The sequence below is a fragment of the Winogradskyella sp. 3972H.M.0a.05 genome, from assembly GCF_040493455.1.
GTDB lineage: Bacteria > Bacteroidota > Bacteroidia > Flavobacteriales > Flavobacteriaceae > Microcosmobacter.
On record NZ_JANFDA010000004.1, the window covers coordinates 93,007 to 109,536 of the forward strand.

General features: G+C 35.8%; 15 protein-coding genes. 6 read left to right on the plus strand and 9 right to left on the minus strand.

What is annotated here, in order from left to right; all coding sequences use genetic code 11:
• Positions 1-1,626, plus strand: a complete 1,626-nt coding sequence (locus tag NCE97_RS09575; protein ID WP_353778868.1) for a SusD/RagB family nutrient-binding outer membrane lipoprotein — start codon at positions 1-3, stop codon at positions 1,624-1,626.
• Positions 1,627-1,640: 14 nt separating this feature from the next.
• A complete protein-coding gene (locus NCE97_RS09580; RefSeq protein WP_353778869.1) occupies positions 1,641-2,501 on the plus strand; it encodes a hypothetical protein in 861 nt (286 codons plus the stop codon).
• 132 nt (positions 2,502-2,633) lie between these two features.
• Here the strand turns inward: NCE97_RS09580 and NCE97_RS09585 are convergent, their stop codons facing one another.
• The gene (locus NCE97_RS09585; protein ID WP_353778870.1) at positions 2,634-4,373 is read right to left on the minus strand and encodes a T9SS type A sorting domain-containing protein; all 1,740 of its coding nucleotides are present in this window, start codon (positions 4,371-4,373) and stop codon (positions 2,634-2,636) included.
• A 206-nt stretch (positions 4,374-4,579) separates the two neighbouring features.
• Here NCE97_RS09585 and NCE97_RS09590 point away from each other — a divergent pair, with 206 nt between their 5' ends.
• Positions 4,580-6,223: an aryl-sulfate sulfotransferase gene (locus tag NCE97_RS09590; protein WP_353778871.1), complete on the plus strand. Its 1,644-nt coding sequence runs from the start codon at positions 4,580-4,582 to the stop codon at positions 6,221-6,223.
• A 73-nt stretch (positions 6,224-6,296) separates the two neighbouring features.
• Positions 6,297-7,031 carry a 23S rRNA (guanosine(2251)-2'-O)-methyltransferase RlmB gene (gene rlmB, locus NCE97_RS09595; RefSeq protein ID WP_353778872.1) on the plus strand — a complete coding sequence of 245 codons (735 nt, stop codon included), beginning with the start codon at positions 6,297-6,299 and terminating at the stop codon, positions 7,029-7,031.
• Here rlmB and NCE97_RS09600 read toward each other — a convergent pair.
• Positions 7,028-7,780, minus strand: a complete 753-nt coding sequence (locus NCE97_RS09600; protein ID WP_353778873.1) for a rhomboid family intramembrane serine protease — start codon at positions 7,778-7,780, stop codon at positions 7,028-7,030. The genes rlmB and NCE97_RS09600 overlap by 4 nt on opposite strands.
• A gap of 88 nt (positions 7,781-7,868) precedes the next feature.
• On the opposite strand from NCE97_RS09600, the gene NCE97_RS09605 reads away from it, so the two are divergent.
• Entirely contained in the window at positions 7,869-9,149 is a 1,281-nt protein-coding gene (locus NCE97_RS09605) for a replication-associated recombination protein A (RefSeq protein ID WP_353778874.1), read from the plus strand.
• On the opposite strand, the gene NCE97_RS09610 is transcribed toward NCE97_RS09605, so the two are convergent.
• From NCE97_RS09610 to radC, 4 genes are all read right to left on the minus strand, one after another.
• Entirely contained in the window at positions 9,146-10,042 is an 897-nt protein-coding gene (locus tag NCE97_RS09610) for a hypothetical protein (protein ID WP_353778876.1), read from the minus strand. The two genes, NCE97_RS09605 and NCE97_RS09610, sit on opposite strands and share 4 nt — an antisense overlap.
• A 98-nt stretch (positions 10,043-10,140) precedes the next feature.
• Positions 10,141-10,830 (minus strand): YjjG family noncanonical pyrimidine nucleotidase, encoded by a 690-nt coding sequence (locus NCE97_RS09615; protein WP_353778878.1) that lies wholly within the window; start codon positions 10,828-10,830, stop codon positions 10,141-10,143.
• On the minus strand, positions 10,820-12,121 hold the full coding sequence (locus NCE97_RS09620) for a polysaccharide deacetylase family protein (protein ID WP_353778880.1): 1,302 nt from the start codon (positions 12,119-12,121) through the stop codon (positions 10,820-10,822). The genes NCE97_RS09615 and NCE97_RS09620 overlap by 11 nt, the downstream gene beginning before the upstream one ends.
• Before the next feature lie 21 nt (positions 12,122-12,142).
• Complete coding sequence (radC, locus tag NCE97_RS09625) at positions 12,143-12,832, minus strand: RadC family protein (protein ID WP_353778881.1); 690 nt, start codon at positions 12,830-12,832, stop codon at positions 12,143-12,145.
• 55 nt (positions 12,833-12,887) lie between these two features.
• Between radC and NCE97_RS09630 the strand changes: the two genes are divergently transcribed.
• Entirely contained in the window at positions 12,888-13,331 is a 444-nt protein-coding gene (locus tag NCE97_RS09630) for a DUF1569 domain-containing protein (protein ID WP_353778882.1), read from the plus strand.
• A 12-nt stretch (positions 13,332-13,343) separates the two neighbouring features.
• On the opposite strand, the gene NCE97_RS09635 is transcribed toward NCE97_RS09630, so the two are convergent.
• From NCE97_RS09635 to NCE97_RS09645, 3 genes are all read right to left on the minus strand, one after another.
• Positions 13,344-13,985 (minus strand): hypothetical protein, encoded by a 642-nt coding sequence (locus tag NCE97_RS09635; protein ID WP_353778883.1) that lies wholly within the window; start codon positions 13,983-13,985, stop codon positions 13,344-13,346.
• Positions 13,986-14,086: 101 nt separating this feature from the next.
• A complete protein-coding gene (locus NCE97_RS09640) occupies positions 14,087-15,442 on the minus strand; it encodes a UDP-N-acetylmuramate--L-alanine ligase (RefSeq protein WP_353778884.1) in 1,356 nt (451 codons plus the stop codon).
• Between the two features lie 48 nt (positions 15,443-15,490).
• On the minus strand, positions 15,491-16,444 hold the full coding sequence (locus NCE97_RS09645; RefSeq protein WP_353778886.1) for a tetratricopeptide repeat protein: 954 nt from the start codon (positions 16,442-16,444) through the stop codon (positions 15,491-15,493).
• Positions 16,445-16,530: the final 86 nt, after the last annotated feature.

Genomic DNA, 16,530 nt, shown 5'->3' on the forward strand with positions numbered 1-16,530 from the left:
ATGAAAACAATAAAATCAAGATTTAAACACTTCTTTGTTCTTTTACTGCTATTGGCATTTAGTTGTGAGACTACAGATTTGGATCAATTGACCGATCCAAGTAATCCAACGCCAGATAGTGCTGACCCTAACTTATTATTTAATGCAGCACAATTAAACTTCACATTAGCTATAGCATATAATGAAGATAATGAAGATGGACTTAATGTTAGAGCAGCTGAAGCAGCTCGCATGCAACATTTATTTGGAGCCTATGTTGGGCCTTTCTCACTTACCTCTGCATCATTAGATGATTCTTGGGAGAATATGTACCTTGGTGCTCTAAAAGAAATTAGTGAATTAATTCCAATTGCAGAAGAAGCAGATCAGCAAGGAACAATTGGAGCAGCAAAGGTAATCCGTGCTTATACCATGGTTACTTTGGTAGATATTTTTGGAGATGTGCCTTTCTCGGAGGCTGTACAAGGTTTAGCTTTTCCAAATCCAAGTTTAGATGAAGGGCAAAGTATATATGATGCAATGCTTCTAGAACTTGATGATGCAATTGCTAGATTGAGCACTCCAAATGCTATAATGCCACAAAATGATTTATTCTATGGTGGTGATGCTAATAAATGGATAACTGCAGCTAGAACACTTAAGTTAAAAATGTACTTACAGATGAGACTTATTGGTAATTTTAATGCAGAGATTAATGCATTAATTAGCCAAGGTGTTATTTCTGATCCTGCTGATGATTTCCAATTTCAGTACTCTTCTGTAGTTGCACCAACAGACAGTAGACATCCATACTATACATTAAATTATGACTCAGATGGTGCAGATGATTACTTAACGAGTTATTATGTATACTTATTAAAAGATGACAAAGGATTTAATGATCCTAGATTACGCTACTATTTCTACAGACAAACGACTATTGTACCGACAGAAGCAAATCAGTTCTTAGAATGTGCTGGTCTTAACTTAGAAAATTATTGCTACCTAGGAGATTTATACTGGACGAGAGATCATGGTAATGATAATGGTGTTGCACCAGATCAGTTATTAAGATCTACTTACGGTTTGTATCCTATTGGTGGAGCATTTGATGCTGACAACTTCCAAGCAGTTACTAGTAATACTGGAGCTAGTGGAGCAGGAATCTTCCCATTCATGCTATCTGCTTATGTTAAGTTCATGTTAGCAGAATCTGCTTTAATGTCTGGAACAACTGGTAACCCAAGAGCTTTATTAGAAGAAGGTGTTAGAGCATCAATGGATAAAGTTTTAAACTTCAATCCTGGTCAAGTTGACCCTGCATTTGCAGCAAGTATGACAGATGTTGATGATTATGTTAACTTTGTATTAGGGCAGTACGATGCTGCAGCTAATGATACTGAAAGACTGGATGTTATCATGAAGGAATATTACATTGCGCTTTGGGGTAATGGTATAGAGGCTTACAATAACTATAGAAGAACTGGTTTACCTAGTGACATGTCGCCTCATGTATCAACTCCTGGAGACTTCCCAAGATCATTCATGTATCCTGCGATTGAGGTAAATGCTAATGCAAATGTTAGCCAAAAAACTATTACGACTAAAGTATTTTGGGATAATAACCCAGATAATTTCATAGATTAAAAAACGTATAGAAAATGAAAAAAGTTAAATTTATTATCAAACTATTCATGGTTCTTGCATTAGTTGGAGTTTTCCAATCGTGTGAGGATGATGAGAAAAACAGACTTGATGAGTTTCAACTCGGAGGGTTTGTAAGATTTCAAGACCCTTTCCCTAACGTGGTAAACATCTCTGGACTTTCTGAAGTTCCTAATATATCTGTGCCTGTAGTTTTTGAAGCACCAGATGGAAATGTAGTATCGTATACAATGCGTGTAGCTGCTTCTGTAGGTGGAACTACTTACGGCCCTGTAGATTTCGGACCTGAGATTACATCATTCCCAACGGCATTTAACATCACTATGTCAGACTTAGCAACTGCTTTGAATGTAGATCTTGCTGATGTAGGATTTGGTGACACTTTTGGATTTACTGGAAGAGCAGTAAATACGGATGGTGATGTCTACGAAGGAAACAATCCTCTAACTTACGATGCAGAAACTGGAACTGCTGGAGGTGGAAATAACTCTGGTGATTTAATCGCTGAAGCTGGTTATAGAAACGCATTTGAGTTTGCATTTGCAATTCCATGCCCTCCTATTACTAATCCTGCTGCTGGAGATTGGACAATCAATATGACCGATCTTTATGGAGATGGTTGGGATGGAGCTTTCCTTACTGTTAGTATAGATGGTACTGAGACTAATTATGACATTGTTGATGGTGACTCTGCTGTTCATGTATTCAACGTTCCTGCTGGAACTGCTGAACTAAGATTCACTTACACAAGTGGTAGTTGGGAAGAAGAGCACATCTATGAAGTTGTAGATCCAGGAAGTAATACTTTCGGTCCATTTGGTCCATTCCCAGAAATGTGTCCAAGCATAGGCTTATAGTAATTACTTAAATAACTATATAAAAAAGAAAGCTGCTAAAAAATTTTAGCAGCTTTCTTTTTTATTATACCCGAGTTATTGGTTATTTGAATATATCTAGGTTAATCTAATTATATCTAAGTTATTTAAGTTTTATTCTTTAATGAACTTCATCCATCTTTTCTTATTAGAAGACGTGTACGATACTTTTAATAAATATAGACCAGATTGTAGGCTTGAAACATCAAAGCTTATTAAACTACCGTTATTATCATAATGTGTTTCACTTACTTTGTTACCAAGAACATTAACAATAGTCAGTACAACATCTTCTGATTGAATTCCTTCTATATTGATTAACGCTTTTGCAGGATTAGGAAATAAACTAAGCGTCTCTATATCGTTCTCACCAATTGATAAAGTAGAACCTTCAACAATATTAAGTAATTGATTAGCATTAACATCGAAGAGTATATCTTCAAGACCACTCAGCCATTTTACTTTTACATAATCAACCTCTGTATTAGAGCCGAGCCCAAAAACCTCAGTAGCAGAATTCTGAGACAAATACCCTTCTCCACAAAGCGTATAGCGATATTGAATGTCTCCATTTATAGAAATCTCTATGATTGAGCCTATACCATCTTTATTACTTTGAGTACCTTCTAGCTTTACTTTTAACCAATTATTAGATGTTACGGTATTATTCTTCCATAAATCTACTGGATCATTTTCTGTATTACTAACAATAATATCTACCAGTCCATCATTATCTATATCGCCTATGGCATTAGAGTGACTTGCCTGACTGTCGTTAAAAAAGCCATTGCTAACATCTTCTTCAAAATCAATTCCTCCCAAATATTCAAAGAAAATCGATGAATTATGAACTGTTGAGCCATCTAATGAACTACTAACATATAAGTCTAAATCCATATCATTTTCAGCATCTAAAAAAACAGCTCCCCAGCATACTCCAAAAGTTAATGTCCCAGATGCTGTAGCAATATCTGAAAAGGTTCCATCGCCATTGTTCTTTAAAAACACATTACCATCATCTGGACTGTTTGTTACATATATATCAAACCATCCATCACTATCAAAATCATCTATGGTTACAGACATAGCATCTATAGCAACATTGGTTCCTGATATTATACTAACATCTGTAAAAGTTCCATCGCCATTATTCCTGTAAAGTATGTTTGGATTAAAAACTCGATCATTAGCGATATAAATGTCCTGCCATCCATCATTATCAAAATCGAAAAAGGCCGAACAAAAAGATAGATGCCCAACATCGCTAATTCCTGCAGTAGTACTTACATTTGTAAATGTACCATTCCCATTATTTCTGTATAGGTAATTAGGCACTACTTTGGCAGGATCAAAGCTCGAAAGAAAAACATCTAGATTACCATCATTATCTATATCTCCCCACGACGCGCCATAAGTATATATATTATTTAACGGTAACCCAGTAATTGGCGTCACATCTATAAATGTATTATTTCCATCGTTTCTCAATAATTTATTTCCACTTGTGAAACTCGTAACATAGATATCCTTATCTCCATCATTATCGTAATCTACCCAATTCATCGCCTTAGTTTCATATGTCAAATCTGGCATGGTGAAAAATTGCTCAACGAATGTCCCATTGACATTCTTAAAAAAACGTACGGGTTGATTCTGATCAGTTGTAAATGTTAGGTCATCCCACCCATCATCATCGAAATCAAAAAAGGTAACACCATTACCTATATAGGTATTACCACATGTAAAATCTAAACCAAGATCTTCTGCTACATTTTCAAAATTAATTTGAGCATGGAGAAGTGGTATTGAGAGTAAAGTATACAGAAATATTTTAAGGCTAAAAGAAGGTTTCAAACTAGTATTTTTAAGCGTTTTGACTCCTAAAATTATAAAATTTGCCGAGTTATACCCAACTTAATAGTTTTTTAACTCGTTTTGATGCACATCTGGTAAGTAAAAGCCTTATAATCCTTAAGTTTTTGACCAAATTTTGACCTAAGCATTAAATTATTGTTAGGTTTGTAAAAAAAATTGCGACAAATCCTTAAACTACTCACTACATGAAGAAAAAATTACTTTTAAACTTATTCTTAGCTTTCACCATTTCATTTTCGTTTTCTCAAAATACTGTTGGAATAATTTCAGCTGAAAATGGTGTTCAAGATGGGTATACGCTTTTCACCAACCATACGACTACATTCTTAATTGACAACTGTGGTAGATTAATTAATCAATGGGATAGTGCATTCATTACAGGTGTAGCGGTGTACTTATTACCAAACGGAAACATACTACGTGCTGGACGCAGTGTTGGTACTAGTACTATTGGTTTTGGTGGTCAAGGTGGAATTATAGAGATTTTTGACTGGGATGGTAATATTGTTTGGCAATACGAGTATAGTACAGAAGAGCACAGACAACATCATGATGTCTTTCCGATGCCAAATGGTAATGTGCTAATTCTAGCTGCAAGTGTGGTTTCTGAAGCAGATGCCATACAAGCTGGAAGAGACCCAAGTTTTATTACTGAAGGTTTAGTATACAATGAGCGTATTATTGAGGTAGAACCTGTTGGTTTTGATCAAGGTAATATTGTATGGGAATGGAATATTTTTGATCATCTTATCCAAGATTTTGATAACACAAAAGACAATTTTGGTACTGTTGCCGATAATCCTCAAAAACTTGATGTCAATTTTTTGAATGGCGGTTTAGGGGACAAAAATTGGTTGCATGTTAACTCCATACAATACGATCCTGTATTAGATCAAATAGTAATCAGCTCAAGAAACCTCAGTGAAATATGGGTGATAGATCACTCTACCACTACAGCTGAGGCAGCTACAGGATCTGGAGGTACTTACGGTATGGGAGGCGACTTGTTGTATCGTTGGGGAAATCCACAATCTTATAGACAAGGTACAGAAGACGATCGCCAATTGTATGGACAACATTACCCGCACATTATTGGTCAAGGCTTAGAAGATGAAGGCAAGATTATTGTTTTTAATAATGGTAATGGAAGAACGCCTGGTTTTTCTGAAGTGTTCATATTTGATCCACCTGAAGATAGTCCTGGCGTGTATTCTTACACAGCAGATACTGCTTATGGACCAGCTACTCCAGAGTTCAACTATTCTGGCAACTCAATCTTTGGTGACTTTTACTCAGCCATTGTAAGTGGTGCTCAAAGATTACCAAATGGAAATACCTTAATTTGTGAAGGAAGAACAGGAGAGTTTTTTGAAATTAACGAAATAGGAAACATCGTATGGGAATATGTAAATCCTGTGAATAATGCAGATGGGACTTTCAGTACTCAAGGAGATCCGCCATCACCTCAAAACCTTACGTTTAGAGCATTAAAGTATGCGCCTGACTATGGTGCTTTTGTCGGTAGAGATCTTACTCCTGGAGCTCCATTAGAGTTAAATCCAGATTTAATGCCTTGTGACAATCTTAGTGTTGATGAGTTTGAGTTGAACCCTGTATCGCTCTACCCTAACCCAACTAAAGATTTTATTTCTATTGAAAGTAATATAACTATCAACAGTTATGAAATCTATGATCTTTTAGGTAAAAAAATCGCTTCTAATGAGCTTATAAATAATTCTATTAATGTTAGTGATTTAAATTCTGGAATGTATATCCTGAATTTATATTCTGACTCTGGTAAGACCAGTAAAAGAATTGTGAAGCAATAGATTTAAAATTAACACACATATTTTAGAAGCCATTCCAATTAGAGGATGGCTTTTTTAGTTTACTTTTGCGCTAATGAAAGATGATACTACCATATTCGGAATACGTGCTGTAATTGAAGCCATTAACTCTGGAGAAACTATTGATAAGGTTTTTATACAGAAAGGATTGCAAGGTAATCTGTTCGCAGAATTAGATCAATTGATACGAAAAGAAAACATTAATGCGTCTTACGTTCCGGTTGAAAAGCTAAATAGAATTACAAGGAAAAACCATCAAGGGGTTATTGCTCATATTTCACCTATATCCTACTGGAATATTGAAGAATTGGTAGCCTCTACTTTTGAATCGGGTAAAACTCCGCTTTTCTTATTACTAGATCAACTTAGTGATGTTCGAAACTTTGGTGCTATCATCAGAACTGCAGAATGTACAGGTGTCTCTGGTATTATTGTTCAGAAAAAAGGTGGCGCCCCTGTTAATGGAGATACTGTAAAGACTAGTGCTGGAGCAATCTTCAAAATTCCTATTTGCAAAGTAGATCATATTAAAGATGCCATGTTCTATATGCAGTCTTCTGGCATTAAAGTGATCGCTGCTACTGAAAAAGCTGATGATACTATTTATAAGGTTGATCTAAAAGATCCTTGTGCCATCATTATGGGTTCAGAAGGAAAAGGTATATCACCTTCAGTATTAAAATTAGTAGATGAGCAAGCTAAACTGCCTATTTTAGGTGAGATACAATCGCTCAATGTTTCTGTTGCGTGTGGAGCATTTCTATATGAAGCAGTGAGACAACGAAGTTAATCCTCTCCTCTATTCTCTTTGTATTTATATCTAATGATAATTCGTTTTGGAGGCGAAGGTGCTTCCTCAGGTAGTTCTTCATCATTACCAATAGATTCTATGAAGTTTCCATCTTCATCAAAATGTTTCATAAACTCATCGTCGTCTTCATTATAGTCTGGTGCTTCCCAAAGGTATCGTTCTGGTTTTGCGATTTGTTTTCTAAAGATCAAGGCAAAGACAAGCCCTGTGATAAGCCCTGCTAAATGCCCTTCCCACGAAATGCCTTGCTTTACAGGAAACACATACCATATCATACTACCATATAAAAACACAACAAGCAATGACAAGGCAATTAACCTGTAATGCCTTGCGAATACTCCCTTAAAGAATATAAAGCTTACCAAAACATATATAAGCCCACTAGCACCAATATGATTGGCTGGTCGCCCAATAAACCAAGTAATTAAACCAGAGAGTAATATGCCGTATAGAATCACCTTCCAGCTAATGGCTCTATAGAAGTAAAATAATGCCATAGATAAGACGAACAATGGAATCGTATTGTGGTACAGATGTGTCATGTCTCCATGGATAAAAGGACTAAATACCACGCCTCTAAGTCCTGTGAATGTAAGCGGATAAATTCCGAAGGCTTTAAATCCTGAAAACACTCTTATCTGAAACCAAAAGGTTAGCCATATCAGTAGTACAAACAATAAAGGGTAGGCAATTACACCTGTTGAATATTTGAATTGAGACTGGCTCATGCTCTAAATTTATTACAATCCTGTCAAATATCTAGCCATTAGCATTTATAATGAAAAATTGTCATTCGCATTTTCGTAATTTTACATTATGAATACACCTTTAGCGGAACGACTGAGACCAAAAACTCTAGAAGACTACTTAAGCCAAAAGCATCTTGTTGGCACAAATGGCGCACTAACACACCAAATAAAACAAGGAGTGATACCCTCGATGATTTTTTGGGGACCTCCTGGAATTGGCAAAACAACACTTGCTAATATTATTGCTATTGAATCTGAACGCCCATTTTATAAGCTTAGTGCTATTAACTCTGGCGTGAAGGATATTAGAGAGGTTATTGATAAGGCTAAAAAAAGTGGTGGTTTATTTACCGCAAAAAATCCCATTCTTTTTATTGATGAAATCCATAGATTTAGCAAATCTCAGCAAGATTCGTTACTGGAAGCAGTTGAGAAAGGTTGGGTAACATTAGTTGGTGCTACGACAGAGAATCCGAGCTTTGAGGTTATTTCAGCATTATTATCACGTTGTCAGGTTTATGTATTGAATTCATTCGGAAAGTTAGAGCTAGAGCAGTTATTAGAAAGAGCCATAACTCAAGATGAAATTCTCTCCAAGAGAACTATTTCATTGAAAGAAACCGAATCTCTATTAAAACTATCTGGAGGAGATGCACGTAAATTGCTCAATATTTTTGAATTGATAGTCACTTCTTTTGACAAAGATGAAGATGTTATTATCACGAATGATATCGTTGAAGAAAAAGTACAGAGCAATACGGTTCGCTATGACAAAACTGGTGAACAGCATTACGATATCATTTCAGCATTTATTAAATCCATAAGAGGAAGCGATCCTAATGCAGCTGTATATTGGTTGGCCAGAATGATCGAAGGCGGTGAGGATGTAAAATTTATTGCCAGACGTTTGGTTATTCTTGCGAGTGAAGACATTGGAAATGCAAATCCTACAGCTTTAGTATTGGCTAACAACACCTTCCAAGCTGTCTCTGTAATTGGGAATCCAGAATCTCGTATCATACTCAGTCAATGCGCTACATATTTGGCTAGTTCTCCAAAAAGTAACGCGTCTTATAAAGCCATAAAACAGGCACAACAGCTTATTAGGGAAACAGGTGATCTTTCCGTACCACTATCTATAAGAAATGCACCTACAAAGCTTATGAAAGAACTTGGTTATGGAGACGATTATAAATATGCTCACGAATATGAACAGAACTTTGTAGCTCATGAGTTTTTACCAGACTCGATCACTAATACAACTTTCTATGATCCAGGTAATAATCCTAGAGAACGCGCGCATCGCGAATTTTTAAAACAACGTTGGAAAGACAAATATGGGTACTAGAACTTAATGCTAAGCCCTTTAGACTTCAAGCTTTTACTATCATTTTCAGCATAAATCCAAACATCTCCTTTTTTATAGACTATAGCGTCTTCACCCTTTACGATAAAAACATCTTTCACTCCAGAGTATAATAAAACCATAACTTTCTTTGGTGTGGTATCCACCAATTGAAAACCATTATCTATAGGTTGGGCATAAAGTACATCTGCTTTTTCTTCTACTTTGGTTTCGGCTGTTTCCTTAACTTCTTCTACAACATCTTCAACTACGCTAACGGCTTCGTTAACAGCTTCACTAACGTCTTCTTTCATTTCTGTTTCTACTACATCAGTTTCCTTCTTCTCTTTTAGAGCTTTCACTTCTTCTTCTAGCTCCTTTATTTTGGCTTCGGCTGTTTTTACCTCTTCTTCGTTTGAGCTACTCACTTTTAATGATCTAGACAGTACAGCATCACTGGGTTCGTATGTATAGGATAAGGCTCTAATAGAATTGAAGGCTTCTCTTAAGGCAAGATTGTATGCTTTAGCGTATTGTTTTTCTTTGCTCTCTCCTATTCCGGAAGACAGTACTATATTACCATCGCAATCCACAAGGTCGATTTGTAGTTTGGTCCTTAAAAATCCTTTTATTTTTTTTACTTCGGACGTAAGTCCCAAACACTTGTTATACGTTAGATCTTCTGGAAACTCATCACCAACCATATAAGCAGTAAAACCATATTTATTGAACAAAAACTTGGTCAACGAGTTTAGTTGGTACTTATCTTTCCCAGAATTGAACTCATATTGATCTGGTACGATGATATATTTATAGTTGTTGATACTCTTTTGGCCAAATGCTATTAATCCAAAAATGCATGCGATAAATGTGATGTAAAAATTCCTAACCTTCATATTCAAAAAAATTACTGATATAGCTGTAAAGATACACTTTGCGTGTTAGATATTATTATGGATGCAGAGATTATTTTAAATCGAAAAAACAGACGTAATTATAAATACTTTTTTAATTCTATAAGCTCATTGACTTGCTTAATGTCTTCTTTGAGATGTTCTTTTCTGTAGTTAAAGAAAATAGCATCCATACCTATATTTAGTGCGCCTTGGACGTCAGCTTCCAAGTTATCTCCAATCATCACACTTTCATCATTCTTAGCATTTGCAGATTTTAATGCGAAATCAAAAATATAGGGATTGGGTTTTTTGACACCTGCTTGTTCGGAGTTTGTTACTGTTTTAAAATATGTCGAAATTCCAGACGTATTCATTTTCTTTTGTTGCGCTTCTTCAAATCCATTGGTAATGATATGCAGCTCATAATTTGCTTTCAAATACTCCAGAATATACATCGTGTTATCAAACAAGTGATTAAACGTAGTAAGATGCGTAATATAGTCTTCTGATAATTGGTTAATGATAGTATCGCTTATTTCATGATTTATGCTATCAAAACTATCCTTCAATCTTCCGTATCTAAGTTCTGGCTTTTTGATACGTTCCTCTCTGTAAAGTTTCCAGTAGTCAAGATTTATGGGTTCATAGGCTCCTAGGAAATCGTCTAAATTAATTTTGAGATCATGAAGTTGGAATATTTTTTCAAATGCCAAAGCAGAGTTTTTATCAAAATCCCAAAGGGTGTGATCTAAATCGAAAAAAACGTGTTTTACTTTTTTAAGCTTCATCTGTTGATTCTAAAATAAGCGTGAATAACTCTCTGAACCCTTTCCAGCGTTCATTATCGCTAAATGTATAATTGTGAAATACTGGGACAAATGTCCCGTTAACTTGTTTTACTTTATCAATAAGTCGTAGTAATGTTTCTTTTTTGTCTAGTTGAGATTTGTGCTTCAATAAGGCATAATCGAAACATTGAAATGGGTTGACTTGCAGTGGCGTTTGTATTTCGTAATCTAAATCGTAAAACTGAAACGGTGTACATGTTCCTGCCCTAAACCCAAGGTGATTGATGTAACCCATTGTATAATCTTGATTGACTTCTAATTCGATCAGATTTCTGTAAGACTCGGGTAAATTGAGTTTAGAATATGAATTACGAGTGGCTTCTAGTTTAAAATTGGTAATGCTCTCGAGCTTTTGCTTTTCTTTCTTTAAAATATTGATATCCTCAAGTGCAAAATAAGATGCCTTTAGCCCAATCTTACAATAATCTGAAACCGATTTTATTAAGGATACAAATGCTCTTTTATTGGTACTTATGTTTTTATCGAAAGTGGAATAACTGCCAATTAAAAAGAACACTATAAACTTAGAATTGTAATGCTTCTGCTTAGTGATAATCCACTTAAAGGTATCGTAAGGATCTCGTACAAATCCTGTTAATGTTGAGTATCGTTTATATAGTTGTCTCAACTTCAACCTGAAAAGATCTCCTAGAGTACCTCCAACAGTTCTTAATAACCCTTTATTTTTGAAGTAATATGCCATAGGTACATCTATAACGGGTTTCACAGAATAGTGTCGCTCAGGAAAGTCGAAATCTGGAAATCGCTCTACTAAAATTTCTTTAAGCTTATAGGCCCAAATGTCTACCACTGGTTGGTCTAAGAAATCGTGTTTATATGCAATACTCTCAGTTGCCAAATATCTTCCGTATTCGTCTTTTACATGAGGCAGATATTCTTCATAACGGCTTAGGAGGTAAAACGAGGCTGCAAAAATATCGTAGGGTAAATTGCTCCGCTCACCTGTTGAGAAAAACCCAATGGTTGTATCCCAATGCTGTACTGAAACATCTATATCTGAAAGCCCTTGCTCAAAAAGTATGCTGTGACTTCTAATGAAAATCTCACCGCTCAGAGGCTGCCTAGTATAAGACATTTTCAAGCTATTGTGTGCTATAAAATCTTCAACTTTATCTGTAAATGTTACAGGAATACCCAAAATTCGTTTACAAACATGTTTGAATGTAAACGTAAGCCTAGGCGTAATTTTATGGGTATAAACTAGAAGCATTTAAGGTTTCAAAAAAAAGCACTACAACATCTGTTCATCAGCAAAGCTAAAGTACGCTTTTTCTGTAACGATTAAATGATCCAATACTTTTATATCCAAACTTTGTGCAGCTAGCTTTAGTTTTTTAGTAAGCTGTTGATCGGAAAGGCTTGGTTTTAATGCGCCAGATGGATGGTTATGCACCAAAATTAAACCTACTGCTCCAACTTCTAATGCTGTTTTTAAGACCAAACGAACATCAACTAAGGTTCCTGTGATGCCGCCTTTACTAAGTTGTTGCTTGCTTAGAATTTTATTAGAGTTGTTTAAGTATATAATCCAGAATTCTTCGTGTGGTAATTCTCCAATAATGGGTTGCATTACTTCAAAGACAGAAGCACTAGATATTATTTTCTTTTTCTGTGTTGCTTCTTCACCTCTTCGTCGCCTGCCAAGTTCTAATGCTGCAGTAATCGTTATTGCCTTAGCTTCTCCAATCCCTTTAAAATTCATTAGTTGGCTTAACGATAGTTTTCCTAATTCACTTAGATTATTATTGGTACTAGCTAAAATTCGTTGGCTTAGCGCAACTGCACTCTCATCTTTGTTTCCGGAGCCTATAAGTATGGCTACTAGCTCTGCATCGCTTAATGTATCTTTTCCTTTATCTCTTAATTTCTCTCTGGGTTGATCATCTTGTGACCAATTTTTTATTGTAAAAGTTGTACTCAAAATATGCTATTAATTCTAGATAAATATCGTAAATTTCTGGTGCAAAATTCATATTATGAAATCTATTTTTGAAGAATCTTCTTACAACGAGTTAAAGTCCCGTATTAGTAACCTTAATGAGAATTCTGAAGCTGCTTGGGGAAAGATGAATGTTGGTCAAATGGTTTGGCACTGCCAAGGTCCTCTCAATATTATTTTACAAAAAACCGATTATGGCATGAAGCCGAGTTGGGTTGCAAAACTATTTTTCAAAAAGTCTTTATACAACGATAAACCCTGGCGAAAAGGGCTACCTACTGCAAAGTTTCTCAAAACAAATGATGACAAAAACTTTGATACTGAGAGGGAGCAACTAGTCGCTTTAATGGATGAAGCCTACTCGCATAGAGAAAAAGCAGAATGGGAGCCACATCCTGCTTTTGGGTATTTTACTGCACAACAATGGGGACAAATGCAGTACAAACATCTAGATCATCATCTAAAGCAGTTTGGGGTCTAAGAGATTGATGAATCACTGAACATTGTAGGAATCTAATCGTCTTATAATAGTTGGTATGCTTTGAGATATGAACGAAGCGGTTTCATAGATAAGCCCTACTCCTTCCGAATAATAAAAACGATCCAAACCTGGAGTTTGAATACCACTATTATTTATGAGATAACGTTCAGAATAGATACAATCAAAAGTACCAGATTCTACATCCAATATTTCTGTACCTTCTCTTAAGGCTTCATAAATATTTCCATACTCGTACTCAGCAAGTAATCGTTCGGCAATATCATTATTGACAAACTTAACTTTTCCTTCAGGGTTAATTAATTTCCCTTCAAATTCTCTAAGCCATTCAAAATGCTCTCCATTGGGATTGCAGAAGGATATTCCCTCCTCATTTCCTGTAGTCCATCTTCGAAACTTAAAATACGAATTGCCCGCAATTTCTTCCAAAGCAACAATAGAAATAGAATCAATAACACCTATGTCATCATATTCCTCTGAGTTAGGATTATATCTATAGTTCTTGTACACCCAAGAATTGCCTACCGTGAGTGCATAAAAATTACTCTCTTGAGAATCTTGATTTTGTGAATCCTCATTAGAATTACAGGATAAAATGATTGATGCAAAGCATACATAAAAAAAGATACGTTTCATAACAGTGATCGTTTAGTTAATTAATGAAACGTAATGTTGCTTATAGGATGTATTAGGTTGGTTTACAGATTTAACGCCATAATTACCAACTTATTGCAACTTTATGAGATAAGTTGCTTAACCTCATCAAAATCTAGCCCTCCATAATTTCCTGAACTCATAAGCAATAATGCCTTGTTGGAGAAATCCTGTGAGAACAGAAATGACTTAAAATCATCTGGGTTGGTATAGATTATTAAATCATCGCGCTGAAAAGCATCAGCAATCTGTTGGTGCGTTACTTCTTCAAGTTTTTTAATCTCTACAGCATGTGGCGAATAAAATACTACTGCGACATCAGCTGCATCCAAAGCACCTCTATATTCTTTCAAAAATTCAGCATTGAGGCTACTATAGGTATGCAACTCTAAGCAAGCCACTAAAGTTCTGTTTTTATATTGTTCCTTAACAGCTTTTGTAGTCGCTTCTACTTTACTTGGCGAGTGCGCAAAATCTTTATAGGCAACACTGTTCTGGCTTTCGGCAATCTTCTCTAAGCGCTTACTAGCACCTTTGAACGTAGCAATTGCTTCGTAGAAATCATCTTCATCGATGCCCATGTGTTGGCAAATCCATTTAGCGCCAGCTAGGTTGTTCAAGTTATGCTTTCCAAAGACTTCGATAGGCAAATCACCTTCGGAAGTTTCAAGAAGTGTTTGTCCATTTTCAACCGTATATTCTGGCGTTCTATATGGCAATTTTCGTATTTGATTTTCTGAAGCTTCCACAACATCTTTAACGGCTTCATCTTCTTCATTATAGTTAATGCTTCCACCTTCAACAATACTATCTACAAATATTTTGAACTGCTCTACATAGTTTTCATAGGTAGGAAACACATTAATATGATCCCAAGCTATGCCACTAAGCAAGGCGATATTTGGTTTGTACAAATGAAACTTAGGTCTTCGATCGATAGGTGAGCTTAAGTATTCATCACCTTCAAGAACTATAAAATCATTATCCTCAGTAAGCTTAACCATAACATCAAAGCCTTCAAGCTGAGCGCCAACCATATAATCGACATCTCTGTCATGATAATGCATTACATGCAAAATCATAGATGTAATCGTGGTCTTGCCATGGCTTCCACCAATGACAACTCTCGTTTTGTGTTTGGATTGTTCGTACAAAAACTCAGGATAACTATAAATCTTCAAGCCTAGTTCTTGTGCTTTCAATAGCTCTGGATTATCAGCTTTGGCATGCATACCCAAAACAATAGCATCTAAATCTGCTGTGATTTTTTCAGGAAACCAACCAAATGATTCAGGTAATAATCCTTTAGCCTCTAAACGTGATTTTGAAGGATCGAAAATAGTATCATCGCTTCCTGTGACTTTATATCCTTTATTATGAAGTGCTATCGCAAGATTGTGCATGGCTGCTCCGCCAATAGCTATGAAGTGAACATTCATGTATTATCGTTTGAAACAAAGATCAAATTCCAAATTGCAATTTCCAAATCACAATTGAAGAATCTTTTCTTTCTCTTTTAATGCTTGTTTGAAGTCTGCTCGTATCGAAAGCGCTTGGTTAATATAGTCTAAGGATTTTTCCTTATCCTTCTTGTGTTTGTAGATTTGAGCTAGCCTATAATACGCCCACTCTACTGGGACACCATCCTTCACCGAATGGTTATCTATAAACCGAAGTAAGCACTTCTCACCCTTATTGAGCTGTACATTGTAGTCTGCACAAACCTTCCCTATTTGATAGTGCAATGCATTGCGTTGATGTTTTTCGTTAGCAGCTTCAATATTGGAAATTGCATCATTAGGTTTATTCTCCTTTTCATAGAGCGATGTCAACTTCCCATAACAGGTCAAAGATCCTCCAACTTGTATTGCTTTTTTGTAATATTCTTCGGCCAATTCTGGTTCGTCGTCATACTCGTAAATATATCCTTTGGCTAGGTATCCATCAACCATAGATAATTCCTCGAGCTCATTGGCATACTTTAAAGACTTCCTTTTGCTTCCGCCTACGATTCCTGGAAGTTGCATGTACAATTCTACTAAAGCCCAACGCGCATCAATGTGTGTTTTGTCTAATTCGGCTGCCTTAAGAAACGCTTTTTTTACATCGCCAATTATTCCCAAAGCCTTTAGCTTACTAACCGATAAGGCTTTCATACCTAAAGCTCCTCCATACTTATAATGATAGTCAGCATTAGACCCATCTGCTTTTACTAATTTCTTGTACTGAGGAATAGCATCATTCCATAGCGTTTGATGCCCATAAGCATCACCAAGCAACTCAATAGCCCTTAAATCTTCGGGATGTTCTGATACATAGTTAACAAGATATGTTTCGGCTTCCTTGAACTTTTTTGCAGTAAATAAGGCGTCTATATCGTCCAAGGACGATTGTCCAAAAACCAAACATGGGAATAGTAGAAATAAGGCTAAATGCTTCATCGATATTTTTGTCGAAAACACAAAATTAAACTTTCTAATTGACGTTTAAAATAACTAACTTAACTCAATCAACGATTAGTTTAACT

Excerpts from the sequence above, each read along its gene's own strand:
- NCE97_RS09575 (WP_353778868.1), top strand. The coding sequence starts at position 1 with ATGAAAACAATAAAATCAAGATTTAAACACTTCTTTGTTCTTTTACTG.
- NCE97_RS09580 (WP_353778869.1), top strand. The coding sequence starts at position 1,641 with ATGAAAAAAGTTAAATTTATTATCAAACTATTCATGGTTCTTGCATTA.
- NCE97_RS09590 (WP_353778871.1), top strand. The coding sequence starts at position 4,580 with ATGAAGAAAAAATTACTTTTAAACTTATTCTTAGCTTTCACCATTTCA.
- rlmB (WP_353778872.1), top strand. The coding sequence starts at position 6,297 with ATGAAAGATGATACTACCATATTCGGAATACGTGCTGTAATTGAAGCC.
- NCE97_RS09600 (WP_353778873.1), bottom strand. The coding sequence starts at position 7,780 with ATGAGCCAGTCTCAATTCAAATATTCAACAGGTGTAATTGCCTACCCT.
- NCE97_RS09605 (WP_353778874.1), top strand. The coding sequence starts at position 7,869 with ATGAATACACCTTTAGCGGAACGACTGAGACCAAAAACTCTAGAAGAC.
- NCE97_RS09610 (WP_353778876.1), bottom strand. The coding sequence starts at position 10,042 with ATGAAGGTTAGGAATTTTTACATCACATTTATCGCATGCATTTTTGGA.
- NCE97_RS09615 (WP_353778878.1), bottom strand. The coding sequence starts at position 10,830 with ATGAAGCTTAAAAAAGTAAAACACGTTTTTTTCGATTTAGATCACACC.
- NCE97_RS09620 (WP_353778880.1), bottom strand. The coding sequence starts at position 12,121 with ATGCTTCTAGTTTATACCCATAAAATTACGCCTAGGCTTACGTTTACA.
- NCE97_RS09630 (WP_353778882.1), top strand. The coding sequence starts at position 12,888 with ATGAAATCTATTTTTGAAGAATCTTCTTACAACGAGTTAAAGTCCCGT.
- NCE97_RS09635 (WP_353778883.1), bottom strand. The coding sequence starts at position 13,985 with ATGAAACGTATCTTTTTTTATGTATGCTTTGCATCAATCATTTTATCC.
- NCE97_RS09640 (WP_353778884.1), bottom strand. The coding sequence starts at position 15,442 with ATGAATGTTCACTTCATAGCTATTGGCGGAGCAGCCATGCACAATCTT.
- NCE97_RS09645 (WP_353778886.1), bottom strand. The coding sequence starts at position 16,444 with ATGAAGCATTTAGCCTTATTTCTACTATTCCCATGTTTGGTTTTTGGA.